The sequence below is a fragment of the Glacieibacterium sp. genome (genome assembly GCF_965200405.1).
Classification (GTDB): domain Bacteria; phylum Pseudomonadota; class Alphaproteobacteria; order Sphingomonadales; family Sphingomonadaceae; genus Glacieibacterium.
The window spans coordinates 572270-585406 of sequence record NZ_OZ241356.1; the positions used below are offsets into that span (position 1 = coordinate 572270).

A 13137-nucleotide genomic window follows, 5' to 3' on the forward strand; every position below is an offset into this window, starting at 1 on the left:
AGGCGAAACAGTCTGTGCTACTCGGGGTGACCATGAACCAGTTTGACCAAATCATCGTGCGCCCGTTGGCGGTGCTGCTGCTCGCCTCGCTGGCCGGCTGCATCCAGTTGCGGGCGCCCGACAAGCCGATCGAGATCAACCTCAACGTCAACATCAAGCAGGAGGTCGTCGTCCGTCTCGAGAAGGACGCCGCCGACCTGATCAAGAAAAACGCCGGGGTCTTCTGAGGATATGACGATGCGCATTTCTCATTTCGCAATTGCCGCGCTGCTGGTCGTCGCGGGTCCGGTGCTGGCCCAGGGTGCCGATGCAGTGGTCGAGGCGGCGCGCGCCAGCGGCCTGGTCGGCGAGCAGGCCGACGGTTACCTCGGTGTCGTCAAGTCGGGCGGACCGGCGGACCTGAAGGCGCGCGTCGACGCGATCAACATCCAGCGCCGCGCCATCTTCACCGACAGCGCCAGCGCCAAGCCAGGCGTCACGGTCGCGGACATCGGCGCGGCGGCGGGCTGCCAGCAGTTCCGCAACCGCGTCGCGGTCGGGCATTTCTACCGCGACCAGACCGGCAACTGGCGCCAGCGCACCGCGTCAGCGCCGGTGGTAATGCCGAGCTTCTGCGGCTAGCCGGCGGGCTGGCTTAGACGCACCGGCTACACGTTGCCGGGCGTTCCCCGGTCACGGAAATAGGCCTGCGTGCCGCGCGTGTAGACCTTGTCGGTCGGCAGGATCGTCTCGATCTCAATGTCGGGCTCTTCCTCCAGCGCCTCGTACAGCGGACCGAAGTCGGTCTCCAGCGTCTGGCGCAGCAGGTCCTTGAAGCTGTCGATGACGAAGTAGTTCTGCTGGTAGTCGTCGATCCGGTACTTGGTTCGCATCAGCCGCTTGAGGTCGAAGCCGAGGCGGTTCGGCGATGGGTCGTCGAGGGCGAATACCGACTCGCCGTAGGACGAGACGATCCCGGCACCGTACAGCCGCAACCCGGCGTCGGAGCGGATCAGGCCGAACTCGACAGTGTACCAATAGAGCCGCGCCAGCTTGTCGATCATGCCCATGCCGGCGGCGCGCTGGCCACCCTGGCCATAGGCCTGCATGTAGTCGGCGAACACCGGATTGGCGAGCAGCGGCACATGGCCGAAGACATCGTGGAAGATGTCGGGCTCCTGCAGATAGTCGAGCTGCTCGGGGGTTCGGATGAAGCGTCCCGCAACGAAGCGCCGATTGGCGAGATGGTCGAAGAACACGTCCTCCGGCACCAGCCCCGGCACCGCGACGACCTGCCAGCCGGTCGCCGCCATCAGTCGCTCCGACAGTTCGGCGAAGTCGGGGATGCCGGGCCGGGACAGCCGCAGGATATCGAGGCCGGCGATAAACTCGGGCGCGACGCGCGACGGCAGCATCGCCGACTGGCGAGCGAACAACTTGTCCCAAGTGGCGTGCTCGACGGCCGTGTAGCGGGCCCAATCCTGCGGGATCGTCCAGTCGGCGGCGGTGCCGGAAGGTCGCTCGTTCTGTGCTTCAGCCATGATCGCCCATCGCAGGTTCGCCCCGGCGCCGGTACCGTCCGACACGGCATATCCGATCAATATCGCCGGAATGACGAGGGTTCAAACAGGAACAACGGCTGGATCGGTCGCTGCGACAAGGCTGCCTGCCCCAGAAGACCGCTATTTCGTAACCGTTTTCTCGGCAGGCTTCTCCGCCGGTTTGTCGGCTGATTTCTCTGCTGGCTTCTCCGCAGCCTTTTCCGCCGGCTTCTCGGCAGGCTTTTCGGCCGGCTTCTCCGCTGGTTTTTCTGCAGGCTTTGCCCCCGGAGCGGCGGCTTGCGCCGGCGGAGCCGCAGCCGGACGCTGCAGGCGCTGCGTGATCTTCGCACCCCGCGCCGCCTCCGCCGTACCCGCTGCGGCGGTCCGGGCGGCGCGGTCCTTGGCGGCGATCTGCGCTTCCGCCTCCGGATTCATCGCGTTGACCCGGATGCGCTCCTGCGTCGGACCACCGGCGAGCCGGTCGAGCTGGACATAGTCGGTCTTGAACAGCAACTCGACGTTCGACGACAGTTCGAGATCGGTGTTCATCTCCTCGGTCGTACGGCTGTTCTGGGTCGAGACATAGCCGATCGTGCTCTGGACCTTGGCCTCCATGCCCCAGGGCCCGAACTTGGCGCCGCCGCTGACATCCATGTTGGTGCGCGTGTCGAAGGTCGAGCCGGCATCGGCGGCGGCCGCCGAGCGGGTGTCGATGTGGAAGCGCATCGCCGCCGACAGTCGCCCGCTCTCGATGACGATGCGCTGCATGCCCATCATCACCATCGTCGACAGCATCTGCTGGCGGTTGCGCGCGATGACGATGCGCGCGAACGGCACCAGCGCCTCCGGGTCGCCGCCGGCCGGAACGCTGTCCTGCGGGCCGAGGCCAAACGCGCTTTTCAACGCCGCCTCGGTCGGCATCGTGCCGTTCGGCACCAGCCGCAGGCGGGTCGAGGCATCGCGCTCGGCCTGCAGTTCGCGGCGCTCCTCGACCGACATGGTCGGTGTCGGCTCCAGGTCCTCGTCACCCTGGACGACGAACGATCCGGGAAAGTGATCGGCCAGCCACTGGCGCGCCCCGGCGATCCCGACATTGGCGTCGGCAAAGCCATCGAGCGTGCTGGAAACGTTCTGGATCAGCTCGATATAGCTCGCCAGCTGCTGCTGGTTCGACTCGTTGAGGGCCTTGAAGACGCCGTTGATCAGCTCGGTGACGAAGCGCGGAAAGCTCACCGCCTTGAGGATCGCCTCGGTCGTTCCCGCCACCTTGTTCGCCGCGACGCCGGAGAAGTCGGACCCGGCGCTCATCGCCCGGGCAACGGGCGGCGGCGGTGGCGGCGCCGGGTCGGCGGCCTGGGCCAGCGCCTGCGCGGTCGCGGCGATGCGGACGACCGATCCGGCGATGGCCTTGCGCGTCTCGGGCGCCAGTGCGTGATATTCGGCGCAGGTGCTGAGCAGGTCGCGCACCGCGCCGCGGACCTCGGGCGGCGGCAGCGCGACGACGCGAGCGGTCGGCGCGGCCACGCCGGGCTCGTCCGCCGCGCGTGCCAGGGCCGCGACGTGCACGACCGTCAGCCCGCCAGGGCTGCCCAGGGCGACTTGCCGCTGGCTGGCGCCATCGTGGCGGCGGGCGTCCCGGCCGGAGCGTCGCTCTCACCGATCGCCAGCGCCGACTCGAGCCAGTCGACCGCCGCCGGGATCACCGGATGGTCGAGCGCGACCAGCAGCTGCGCGGCGTTCTCCAGATGCGGCGCCGCATCGGCGAGCCAGGCCAGCACGGTCATGCCGGCCCGGCCGCGCCGGACATACAGCCGCGGATCGGAGCGGCGGGTGCGCGTCACCCGGTCGATGCCGGCGATCGTGCCCCAGACGTCGCGCGCCCCGAACGCGCCCCTGAGGTCCGGATGCCCAAGGATCGCCAGCGCCGCCTTGAGGCTGGCGAGGATCTGCTCGGCGAGGAACACCGTGATCCCGCCCCCCGCGTCGGCGAGCTTTGCCGCCAGCCTGGTCGCCGCGACCCGCGCCCGCGTCTGTTGCGCCAGCCCACCGTAATTGGCGTTCGTCGGCAGTTCGTCGAGCTTGTACAGCGCCTCGCAGACCTCGATCATCGCGTCCTCGAACGCCTCGCCGAACAGGCGGTCGAAGGTCTGGCTCCGCTCGTCGGCGGTGGCGCGGTCGCTGCGTCCCTGCCAGAATGCCGCGACCAGCGGCGCTGCGCCACCCAGGTCGATGCTCAGCCCGCCGCTGCCGCCTCGGCTGAGCCCCGCCAGCGTCTCGACCACCGGCACGACCCCGGCTGCCTCCAGGTCGGCGGCGAGGTACAGGCTGGCGATGGCGCGTAGCTGTGCCTGGTCGATCGAGCCGTGCATCGTCGGCGGCAGGTCGAGCGACCCCAGTTCGTCGAGCCCGACTGCAAACGCCTGCGCCGCACCCAGCAGCGCGCCGGACTTGCGCAGCGCGCTGTCGAGCAGCAGTTCGCCTGCCGACGGGCTGATCGGTGAGCGCGTCGTCATTGGGCCGGTACCGCCTTGGCGTTGGGGTTGTACGGCGTCGAATTGCCCTGGATCGTCGCCATCATCTCGGGCGTCGCCATCTTTTCCATCGGCAGATAGTCGCTCTTGAAGTTGACCCGCACCTCGCCTGACAGCTTGGCCTTGACCTCGGCCTTGCTCTCGCTGCTCTCGTCGACCGCCGAGCCGACCGTCGCGACATGATCGGTCGACGTCTCGCCGTGGACGCTGACATCGACCGGCGACATCCAGCCGCCATAGCTGGCGTCCATGCTGGCGGCGGCATGGTCGGTCTGGGTGTCGTTCATCTGGGCGGTGTACTTGCGCTTCGAGCTGTCGTCGGCGCGCATGTCGAAGATCACCTTGGCGGTGATGCTGCCGTCGGTGATGACGATGCGGTTGATGCCGAGCATGACCATCGAGGCGAGCATCTGCTGGCGCGACTTGGCCATCTGGAGGCGCGCGGCGGTGACGATCTTGAGCTCGGCCTGCGGATCGGAGACGTCGGTAACCGGGGGGATGCCAAGCTCGCCGCTGATCTCGGCCAGTCGCACCTCCGGGTTCTCGCCCTTCGCCACCAGCACCGGCGGCGGCGCGGGAGCCGTACCGCCATCGGCAAAGCCCTGCGACTGGGCGCCACTCTGCACCTCGAAGGTATCGGGGTATTTCTGCGCCAGCCAGTCGCGCCCGGCGGCCTGGCTGATGTTGTCCTGGGCGAAATCGCCGACCGTCTTGGCGACGTTGGAGATCAGCTCGCCGTAAGCGCGCATCTGCTCGATCGAGCTTTCGACGATCGCCTGGAAGACGTTCTTGATCAGCCCGCCGACGAACTTGGGAAAGTCGACCTTTTTCACCAGTGCGCCGAACTGGTCGACACCCTCGCGCACCGCACCTGCCTTGAAGTCCTGGCCGGCAGTCTTGGGCGCCTTCGACAGCATCGACTTGGTCGCCTCGACCGGATCGTCGGCGAGCGTCCGCGCCGCCGCGACCGGAGGCGTCCCGGCCTCGGTCATCACGCCGTTGGGGTCGGAGATATAGGCCAGCACCTTGACCATGTTGGCGGCAAGGTCGCGCTGCTCGGTTGGCGTCAGCGCCTGGTAGGTCGGGATCGCGGTCAACAACTCGCGGACTTGCGGGCGCACCGCCTCCAGCGCCTGCGGCGTCGTCCAGGGCGCCTGTTGCTGCGCCCTCGATGCCTGTGGCGGCGTGGAGGACACCTGCGCGGCTGTGGCGAGACTGGCCACGGCTCAGGCCACCGGCGCGGGCGCTGCGGCCGGCGTCGTGGTGCCCGCGACCGGCGCCGGTGCGTTCCTGGCGGACGGCACGACGTTGGGATCGACCGGCGTCGAATTGCCCTGGATCGCGGCGATCATGCCCGGCGTCGCCATCTTGTCGAGCGGCAGGTAGTCGCTCTTGAAGTTGACCTCGACCGCGCCGGCGAGCTGGACCCGTGTCTGCAACTGCGAGTCCGAGGCCTCCGACGCCGCGCTCATCGCGGTCATCACCGGCTTGTCCTCGAACTTGTACTCGCCCTTGGAGTAATAGTCGGCGCTGTAATCGGTGGTGTTGGTGTCCTTCGACCGGTCGCGCGAGTAATTGCTGTTGCCGCCCTCGTCGGTCTTGCCCTCCCCCGTCCGCGTCGTCGCCAGCGAGCCGTCGACGTTGCGCGCATAGTCATAGGCCTGGGCGCTGCGCTTCTTCGACAGCGAGTCCTTCGACGTGAAGTCGTACATGATCTTGGCGCTGATCCGCCCGTCGGTGATGACGATGCGGTTGATGCCCATCAGCACCATCGAGGCCATCAGCTGCTGGCGTTGCTTGGCGAGTTGCATCCGCGCCGCCATGACCAGCGCCGTCTCGACGTTCTCGTCGCTGAGATCCATCGACTTCATGACGTTGCCGTCTTCGAACTGCATCGTGTTGACGCGCTTCAGCGCGGCGCTTTCGTCGACGCCGTCGCGCAGCTTCAGCCGGGGCTCGCCGCTGCCGCCCATGTCGTCCTGGCCGATCTCGAACAGGTCGGGGAATTTCTCCACCATGTGGTCGCGGCCCTGGTTGGGCGAGACATTGTCGTCGGTGAACTGCTTCAGCGACTTGGCGACCGAGGCGATCATCGCCGTATAGGCTTCCATCTGCTCGATCGACGACTTGACGATGGCGTGGAACACCCCCTCGATCAGCGACGCGACGAAGGTCGGGAACTTGACCTGCTTGAGCAGCAGCCCGGCGACCTTGGCGCCCTCGCGTGCGGCGTCGGCGCTGAACTCATCCTGGCCGATCTTGTCGACTTCCGCGCTGGCCTCGGTGAAACCGGTCTGCCCCGGCACCTGAGGCGGATCGGCAAGCGCCCGCGCCTGGGGCATGCCGACACCGCCGGCCAGCCGGTTGCCCTCGATGCCCTCAGGCACCGCGAGATAGTCCGCGACCATCGCCGTCGCCCGCGCCACTTCGCGCTTCTTGTCCGGCGACAGCGCGTTGAACGCCGCCGACCGGGTCAGCAAATTGGCGACCGCCTGGCGGACTTCGGGCCGGGGCTGGATCTCTGTCGACATGGCGGACCTCTATGAACGCAGGGGATCAGGCGGCCTGCAGCGCACGCATCGGCAGTTCGAACTCCGCCGGCCGCAGGTACAGCGAGACGCGGGGCGGAGCACGGCGCCCGGTGCGCAGCGACAGGATCGAGAAGCGGCCGGGCCAGACATCGTCGTCGGGCGTGAAGGCCGACAGCCAGCGCTCCAAGGCAACCAGCTCGCGCGGGCGCTCGTTGAGCCCCAGGCTGAGCAGCTGCAGGAAGTTCGGCGGCACGTCGGGGATCATCCCGAGCATGACGTACAGCTCGAACTCCGGCGCGCCCTCCGCGTCCTGCCCGAACGCCACGAGGCAGGAATTGGCCGGCAGGTCGAAGCGCCCGCCCAGTGTCAGCCCCAGCGTCTGCAGCAGCCCCGGCATGCGGTCGCCCAGCCCGAGCGCGTCGAGCACCGGCTGGAAGTCGCCGATCCGGATGGCGTTGGGCTGGACGAAGGTCAGCCGCTGGCCGCCGTCGTTGCGCATCGCCGACAGCGTCGTGAACAGCGGCTTCAGGCTGGGCATCAGCGAGGTGACGGTCCGCACGATGCTGAGCAGCCCGGTCGGCATCGCCGATAGCTGGTGCTCCCCGGTCTCGTAATAGACCTTGGACGCCGCCAGCCCGTCGCGGTCGCTGCTGGTGCCGAAAAAGGCGCCATAGCCCAGGTTGGCGCCGGAGCCGAAGCCGCGCCACGCCTCCGAACGCTCGTCGAACCAGCGCAGCGCCTCGCGCCCGAAATGCTCCGACACCAGCCGCCGCATCTCGCGCGTCGCCTCGTCGCGCCGGTCCATGCCGCTGGCGCCGGGCCCGAGCGGCTCGATGGTGAAGCGCAGCACGTTCGGCTGCATCTCCGAGAAGCTCGGCTCGATCGGCGCTGCCCGCGGCGTCAGGGCGTTGTTGCCGTAGCGATAGTCGCCGTCGGGCAGCGAGAAGGTCGAATCGATCAGCCGCTTGACCGGCCGCACCGGGTCGGCGGTGCCGAGTGCCATCGCCGCCGACTGCAATCGACGCGCCACCTTGGCGGCCAGCGGCTCGCGGTATTGGGTAGCCATTGCATCCTCCCTCCTGCTCGCCCTGCGTCAGTGCCGCGTCTGCTGGTAGCCGAGGCCGACGCCGGGCAGGTCGGCCAGCATCTCGCGCGCGATCGAGGGGATCTGCACCGGCCGCGAAGTCATCGCCGGAGCCTCTCGCGGCTGCGCCATCTGCTCGATCACCGAGTCCCCGGTCGCCGTATCCGCCAGCCACAGCTCGCAGGCATTGACCAGATCATAGTCGGTCGGGTGCTGGGTCGCCTTGATGCCGTTGCTGCGCGGCATCGGCGAGCGTACGTCCTCGATGTCGATGATCGGCCCGACCGGACGCTGGATGCGGTCGGCGTTATCGGCCAGCCAGGCGGTGATGATCGCCCCGCAGCTCGCCAGCGTCGCATAGCGCGAACTGGTCTTGGCACCGCCCAGCTCGAGCGTCGCGACCTGGTCGATGACCTGCCACATGTCGCGCGCGCCGTAATTGGCCATGACCTCCTTGTCGCTGAGCAGGTTGATCATGAACTTGATCTGCTGCTGCAGATCGAGCGCGGCGTAATAGGCCATGCCATAGCCGTGCAGCGACAGGTTGACCGCGAGGTCGCGCGCCGCCTTGCGGATCTGCTGGTGGCTGATCGGCGACGGCAGGCTGGCCCGGAGCAACCGGTCGACCTCGTTCTGCCGCACGAACGACGACACCGAGGACACGAAGCGCAGCCACAGGTCGTTGAACTCGCGGTTGACCATGCCGCTGGAATCGCCGCCCGGGATGCCCATCGTCATCGCGTAGAAGTTGCGGCGCTCCGCATCCGACATGCGGTTGGGCGCGTCCTTCCAGTATTTGTACAGCTGCTTGCCGGCGGCTCCGTTGCCGATGGTCAGCATGCCGTGCTGGAACAGCTCGACCAGCTTGTCGACGACCTCGAAGGCCTTCAACTCGTCGAACATCGCGGCGCAGATCATCGGGCCCATCAACCTGACGTTGTCCTTGACGATCGCCGCGCTGGCCGCGTCCTCCAGGTCGGGCAGGTCGATGCCCAGGATCTCGGCGGCGTTGTCGGCGCCGCGCCCCTGCAGCCGGTCGAGCTCGTCGTTGATCAGGCGGCGCAGCTGGGGCTCGTCGGAGGTGATGCCCTTGGCGGCCAGGTTGCGCATGACCTTGGCGAACTCGATCGCGTCGACGACCGGGGCCAGCTTGTCGCTGCGGCTCGGATCGCCTTCCTGCGCAAGCAGCGGCAGCACCAGCATCGCCAGGTCCTGCATCGACTGCGCCTCGCCGATCGCGGCGAAGAACATGCGGCTGAGTTGCGCCCAGCCCGTCCCCGACTGGCGGGCGATGATGGCACGGTGCTCGGGTCCGGGCGTGCTGGCGGCAGCCTTCGGCGAGTTCACGTCCGATGCCGGCGGCGGCGGTGGCGGTGGGCTGGCGTCCGGCCGCACGACGACGACCGGCGCCAGGTCGGCGGCTCCGTCGAGGCTCAGCAGCCCGAGCGTCAGCGCCGCCTTGCAGCTCGCGACCTGGGTGAAGCTGCCCGCGCCCGCCTTGCTCAGCGAGCCGCGCAGCACGCCGTCGACGTGGTTGCCGAGGAACCCCGACAACAGCCCGGGACTGGCGTTGAACAGGTCGCGCACAGTGACGAACAGCGGATTGCAGACCTCGCTGTCGTCGGCGGCGATGGTGTCGAGGATGGCGCCGATGCGCGCCTTGTCGTCGGCCTCGTCGGGCGTCAGATGGCGGCGGCTATCCTCCATCTTGGCAAGCTGGCCAAGCCGGTTGGCGAGCCGCTCGCGCTCGGCGCCCTCTGCCTTGTCGATGTCGCGGTACCGGATGTTCGTGATGGCAACCATGTCAACCTCCTGAAATCTCGTGATCTTTCCAAAGTTAGTACGAGGTGGCCGCGCTCATCCGTCTTCGATCTGGCCGGGATCGTCGGCGACGGTCTGGTCGATGACGACATCGAGCCGCTCGAGCGCGGCGACGACGTCGAGGATGCCGCTGCCGCATCCCGCCGGCGGCGTCTCCGCGAAGGGCTGGGCCGAGGCGGTCAGCACGGAGCGGACCAGTGCGCCGTCGACCGGGCAGGCGCGACGCTGGCCGCGCGCCACCAGCAGCGCCGCCGCGGCGGCGACGAAGGGCGCAGCAAAGCTGGTGCCGGTGACGTGCTGATAGCCGGTCAGACCGCAGCTCAGGACGTTCTGGCCGGGAGCACACAAAGCGACATGCTCGCCGCGTGTCGAGAAGCCGGTCACATGCCGGTCGTCGTCGCAGGCCCCGACGGCGATGACGCCCTCGAAGGCGGCGGGCCAATAGCGTGTCTCGCGGCCGTTGTTGCCGCTGGCGGCGATCAGGATGCAGCCGCGGTTGAGGGCGTAGCGGACGACGTCGGTGTGCGGCTTGGGGCTGGACGGCGCCAGCGCATCGTCGTCGGTACCAAAGCTCATGTTGATCACCTTGGCACCCAGGTCGACCGCCAGCTTGACCGCCGCGTCGAGGTCGGAGATCGCCCCGATGCCGATCGCATTGTCCTTGCCCGGCAGTCGCGCCGCAGCCAGCGCGCGCAACGGGATGATCTGCGCCAGCCCGGCCAGCCCTGGCGGCATCCGCAGTCCCAATCCGCCGATGATCCCGGCGCAGCCCATGCCGTGCCCGACGAAGCGGTCGGTGGGATTGCGGTCGAACTTGCCGTGGTCGCCGAGCAGCTGGATGCCTGGCGAGACGCCGTCGTCGGCCATCTGCACCGTGTCGTAGCCGGCGCGCAGCTTGCCCGCGATTTCGGGGTGGTTGAGCGCGACGCCGGAATCGACCAGGCCGATCAGCACCGCCGGGTCGCCGGGTTCGCGCCGCAGCGCTTCCGGTGCGCGGATCAGGGTGCGCGGCGCCGCCGGGTCTTCCGACCGGGCCCCGGCGAACTGCCCCGGGCGGGCCGGCGCCTCGAACGGCGTCACGGCAACGTAATTGGGGCTGGCCGAGGTCACCGTCGACAGTTGCGCCAGCGTCTCGGCGATCCGCCCGACCGGTGCGCCCTTCGGCACCCGCAACAGGAAGCTGCGCGCGAGTCCCGACGCCTGTTCGGCGGCATCATAGCCGCGGTTGCGGCGGCTCGGCGATGCCAGCGCGGCGGCGGCGCTGTGGACCCGCACGGCGCGGAATGCCCCCGCCAGTTCGCCGACGATGCGGTCGACTGGGCCGCCGTCGAGCTTCTCGGCCGCCTTCACCTGTCCGTCGCGCACGTCGATCAGGGCCGGCACGTCGCTCGGGTCTTCGCCCAGCGCCAGCGTCACCAGCACGTCGCGCGGCAGCGAGAATGTCCGGTCGCCGGGACTGGCCCAGGGCATGCCAAGAGAGCGGATGGTCATGCCACCGGCTCCCGCTTTGCCGGGGCGAACGGCGTCAGGTCGAACGCCAGCGCCGTCGCCGGTCCGCCGTGCAGGCCGTCCGCCGGCGCGACGCACAGCTCGCCAGCCCATTGATGCGCCTGCGGGGCCAGCAGCAGTTCGCGGTCGGAGGCGGAGACCACCGCCATCGCCTCGCCGCTCAGCGTCACCCGTGGCCGGCCGCCGCCGCCCAGCAGATTGCGTCCCTTCAGGCGGATCAGCGGCGGGCCTTCGCTCTGGTCGCCCGGCGCGCGTTCGACCGGCGTGACATGCTCGACCAGCGGCGCCGAGGCGCGCTCCAGCGCCGCCCTCAGCCGATCGACCGGCAAGCCGGTGACGCGCTGCACCGTCCGGCCACCGCCCTTCGCCTCGATGTCGCGCAGCTGGCCGACGGTCCGCACGCCGACCCATTCGAGCTGGCGGCGCTCGTCCTCGTTGAGGTTGGCGCCCTCGATCTCGTCGATGTTGCGGTCTTCGGGGTCCTCGACCGCCAGCGCGGCGGCGTTCTCCTCGATCATCGGCCGGGTGATCGCGGCGAAGACCAGGTGGAAGACGCTCGCCTCGGCATCGTTGGCGCCCGCCGGCCGGATGCGGATCTCGCTGCGCGCGAACTCGACATGGGCACGCAGGTCGAGGCTGATGTCCTTGATCGCAAAGGTCAGCGGCATGTTGAGATTGCGCGCCTTCAGCGTCATCGCGGTCTGCGCCTTGTCGAGCTGCGACTGCACCGCCTGGATGAAGTTCTCCAGCGGCAGCGCCGGCTCGCTGGCGGCGGCGGTCTGGGCATAGGGGTTCATGGCGCGGTCCCCTCGGCCCAGCGCACGGTCAGCCGGCTCGGTGGCTTGTCGAACGCGGTGCGCGTCACGAAGCGCGGCAGCTCGGCGCGGAACTCGGGGCCCGCCGCAGTGCGCGCCATCTCGACCTCGACCGGCAGCTTCACCTCGAGGCCGGTGGCCCGCAATCCCGCGGGCGGCTGGAAGCCGAGGACACCGTCGGCGATGTCGATCAGCATGTCTGACAAGGCGCGCCGGTCGGTCATGCCGGAACCCCCGCGGGTGGTGGTGGCGGCGGCGTCGGCGAGATCACCGGAGTGGTGGCGCCCGGCGCGACGGCGACCGGCGCCGGGGGCTGGACCAGCTTGACCACCGGCGCCGGCGGCGCGCTCGGCAGCTGCCGCGAATGGCGCTCCAGCAGCGTCCGCTTGGCATCGTCGACGAAGCGGTCCAGCGGCACCGTCTCGCTGGCGAAGTTGATCCGCACCTCGCCGAACAGCTCGGCATTGAGCTCGCTGTCCGACTGGACGTTGACCCCGACGCTTGACACCTTGGTCATTGGCAGCGGCTCGCTGGCCGAGCCCTTGGAGCCCCAGACTTCGCCCCCCGTCGCGGGGTCGCCGCCCGTCGCATATTGCACCGCCGCGCGGTCGGCGGCAGCGGCCCGGAAGCGCAGCCGCGCGCCGATCGTGCCGTCCTTCACGACGATCCGGTTGATGCCCATCAGCACCATCGTCGCCAGCGTCTGCAACCGCGCCTTGGCGGCCTTCTCGCGCGCCAGCGGCAGGATCCGATCCTCCAGCGTCTCCGCCGACAGCTCCTCGCCCTCCAGCCCGAAGTCGGCGAGCCAGCGCGGGCTGCTCGGCTGGCTGAAGCCATCGGCAGGCTGGGCGTGCGGTACCGGCGCCAGCGTCAGCGCGTCGCCACTGTCGACCAGCATAACGTCGCGCGGATATTGCTCGACCAGGAAGTCGCGGGCCTGGTTGGCCGAGACATTCTCCTGGGTGAATTGATCCAGCGGCTTGGCGACCGCCGAGACCAGGTCGGCATAGGCCTGCATCTGGCGGATCGAGCTGTCGACCATGGCATCGAATGTGCCGTGGATCAGCGAGGCGACGAACTTGGGGAAGTCGAGCTCGTCCGTGAGGTTGCCCGAGCGCCGCCCCAGCGCGTCGGTGGCGCTCTCGCGCTTCGTCGCGGGTTTCGTCCCGTCGCCGAGCAGCGGGTCGGTGGCCGGCGGCGCCGCGTTCGGATCGACGATCTCGCGCCCGAGAAAGTCCTTGGCCAGCGCCCCCGCCACCGGCGCACGGATGCGTCCGGTCGACGGCGGCGGCGGCGGCAAAACCAGGCGAGCGGATGTCGCCATGG

The 13137-nt window shown here is 69.2% G+C and carries 13 protein-coding genes; 2 read left to right on the forward strand and 11 right to left on the reverse strand.

Annotated features, from left to right (window positions below; translation table 11 throughout):
* Positions 1 to 32 precede the first annotated feature (32 nt).
* Complete coding sequence (locus ACOFKW_RS02570) at positions 33 to 227, forward strand: YnbE family lipoprotein (RefSeq protein ID WP_419815792.1); 195 nt, start codon at positions 33 to 35, stop codon at positions 225 to 227.
* Between the two features lie 10 nt (positions 228 to 237).
* On the forward strand, positions 238 to 621 hold the full coding sequence (locus ACOFKW_RS02575) for a YdbL family protein (protein WP_419815793.1): 384 nt from the start codon (positions 238 to 240) through the stop codon (positions 619 to 621).
* Positions 622 to 647: 26 nt separating this feature from the next.
* Here ACOFKW_RS02575 and phhA read toward each other — a convergent pair whose 3' ends face one another.
* The 11 genes from phhA to ACOFKW_RS02630 form a co-directional block, all read right to left on the reverse strand.
* The gene (gene phhA, locus ACOFKW_RS02580) at positions 648 to 1520 is read right to left on the reverse strand and encodes a phenylalanine 4-monooxygenase (RefSeq protein ID WP_419816852.1); all 873 of its coding nucleotides are present in this window, start codon (positions 1518 to 1520) and stop codon (positions 648 to 650) included.
* Between the two features lie 141 nt (positions 1521 to 1661).
* Positions 1662 to 3086: a hypothetical protein gene (locus ACOFKW_RS02585; protein WP_419815794.1), complete on the reverse strand. Its 1425-nt coding sequence runs from the start codon at positions 3084 to 3086 to the stop codon at positions 1662 to 1664.
* 5 nt (positions 3087 to 3091) lie between these two features.
* Positions 3092 to 4033 (reverse strand): hypothetical protein, encoded by a 942-nt coding sequence (locus ACOFKW_RS02590; RefSeq protein ID WP_419815795.1) that lies wholly within the window; start codon positions 4031 to 4033, stop codon positions 3092 to 3094.
* Entirely contained in the window at positions 4030 to 5247 is a 1218-nt protein-coding gene (locus ACOFKW_RS02595) for a hypothetical protein (protein ID WP_419815796.1), read from the reverse strand. Before ACOFKW_RS02595 ends, ACOFKW_RS02590 begins: the two co-directional genes overlap by 4 nt.
* A gap of 30 nt (positions 5248 to 5277) precedes the next feature.
* A complete protein-coding gene (locus tag ACOFKW_RS02600; protein ID WP_419815797.1) occupies positions 5278 to 6582 on the reverse strand; it encodes a hypothetical protein in 1305 nt (434 codons plus the stop codon).
* A 25-nt stretch (positions 6583 to 6607) separates the two neighbouring features.
* Complete coding sequence (locus ACOFKW_RS02605; RefSeq protein ID WP_419815798.1) at positions 6608 to 7648, reverse strand: hypothetical protein; 1041 nt, start codon at positions 7646 to 7648, stop codon at positions 6608 to 6610.
* Positions 7649 to 7675: 27 nt separating this feature from the next.
* Positions 7676 to 9469: a hypothetical protein gene (locus ACOFKW_RS02610; protein ID WP_419815799.1), complete on the reverse strand. Its 1794-nt coding sequence runs from the start codon at positions 9467 to 9469 to the stop codon at positions 7676 to 7678.
* A gap of 54 nt (positions 9470 to 9523) precedes the next feature.
* A complete protein-coding gene (locus ACOFKW_RS02615; RefSeq protein ID WP_419815800.1) occupies positions 9524 to 10978 on the reverse strand; it encodes a S8 family peptidase in 1455 nt (484 codons plus the stop codon).
* Positions 10975 to 11793 (reverse strand): hypothetical protein, encoded by an 819-nt coding sequence (locus ACOFKW_RS02620; protein WP_419815801.1) that lies wholly within the window; start codon positions 11791 to 11793, stop codon positions 10975 to 10977. Before ACOFKW_RS02620 ends, ACOFKW_RS02615 begins: the two co-directional genes overlap by 4 nt.
* Entirely contained in the window at positions 11790 to 12035 is a 246-nt protein-coding gene (locus ACOFKW_RS02625) for a hypothetical protein (RefSeq protein ID WP_419815802.1), read from the reverse strand. Before ACOFKW_RS02625 ends, ACOFKW_RS02620 begins: the two co-directional genes overlap by 4 nt.
* A complete protein-coding gene (locus tag ACOFKW_RS02630; RefSeq protein WP_419815803.1) occupies positions 12032 to 13135 on the reverse strand; it encodes a hypothetical protein in 1104 nt (367 codons plus the stop codon). Before ACOFKW_RS02630 ends, ACOFKW_RS02625 begins: the two co-directional genes overlap by 4 nt.
* Positions 13136 to 13137 lie beyond the last annotated feature (2 nt).

What these genes read in the sequence shown, in the direction of transcription:
- ACOFKW_RS02570 (WP_419815792.1), top strand. Translation starts at nt 33, where the DNA reads ATGAACCAGTTTGACCAAATCATCGTGCGCCCGTTGGCGGTGCTGCTG.
- ACOFKW_RS02575 (WP_419815793.1), top strand. Translation starts at nt 238, where the DNA reads ATGCGCATTTCTCATTTCGCAATTGCCGCGCTGCTGGTCGTCGCGGGT.
- phhA (WP_419816852.1), bottom strand. Translation starts at nt 1,520, where the DNA reads ATGGCTGAAGCACAGAACGAGCGACCTTCCGGCACCGCCGCCGACTGG.
- ACOFKW_RS02590 (WP_419815795.1), bottom strand. Translation starts at nt 4,033, where the DNA reads ATGACGACGCGCTCACCGATCAGCCCGTCGGCAGGCGAACTGCTGCTC.
- ACOFKW_RS02600 (WP_419815797.1), bottom strand. Translation starts at nt 6,582, where the DNA reads ATGTCGACAGAGATCCAGCCCCGGCCCGAAGTCCGCCAGGCGGTCGCC.
- ACOFKW_RS02605 (WP_419815798.1), bottom strand. Translation starts at nt 7,648, where the DNA reads ATGGCTACCCAATACCGCGAGCCGCTGGCCGCCAAGGTGGCGCGTCGA.
- ACOFKW_RS02610 (WP_419815799.1), bottom strand. Translation starts at nt 9,469, where the DNA reads ATGGTTGCCATCACGAACATCCGGTACCGCGACATCGACAAGGCAGAG.
- ACOFKW_RS02615 (WP_419815800.1), bottom strand. Translation starts at nt 10,978, where the DNA reads ATGACCATCCGCTCTCTTGGCATGCCCTGGGCCAGTCCCGGCGACCGG.
- ACOFKW_RS02620 (WP_419815801.1), bottom strand. Translation starts at nt 11,793, where the DNA reads ATGAACCCCTATGCCCAGACCGCCGCCGCCAGCGAGCCGGCGCTGCCG.
- ACOFKW_RS02625 (WP_419815802.1), bottom strand. Translation starts at nt 12,035, where the DNA reads ATGACCGACCGGCGCGCCTTGTCAGACATGCTGATCGACATCGCCGAC.
- ACOFKW_RS02630 (WP_419815803.1), bottom strand. Translation starts at nt 13,135, where the DNA reads ATGGCGACATCCGCTCGCCTGGTTTTGCCGCCGCCGCCGCCGTCGACC.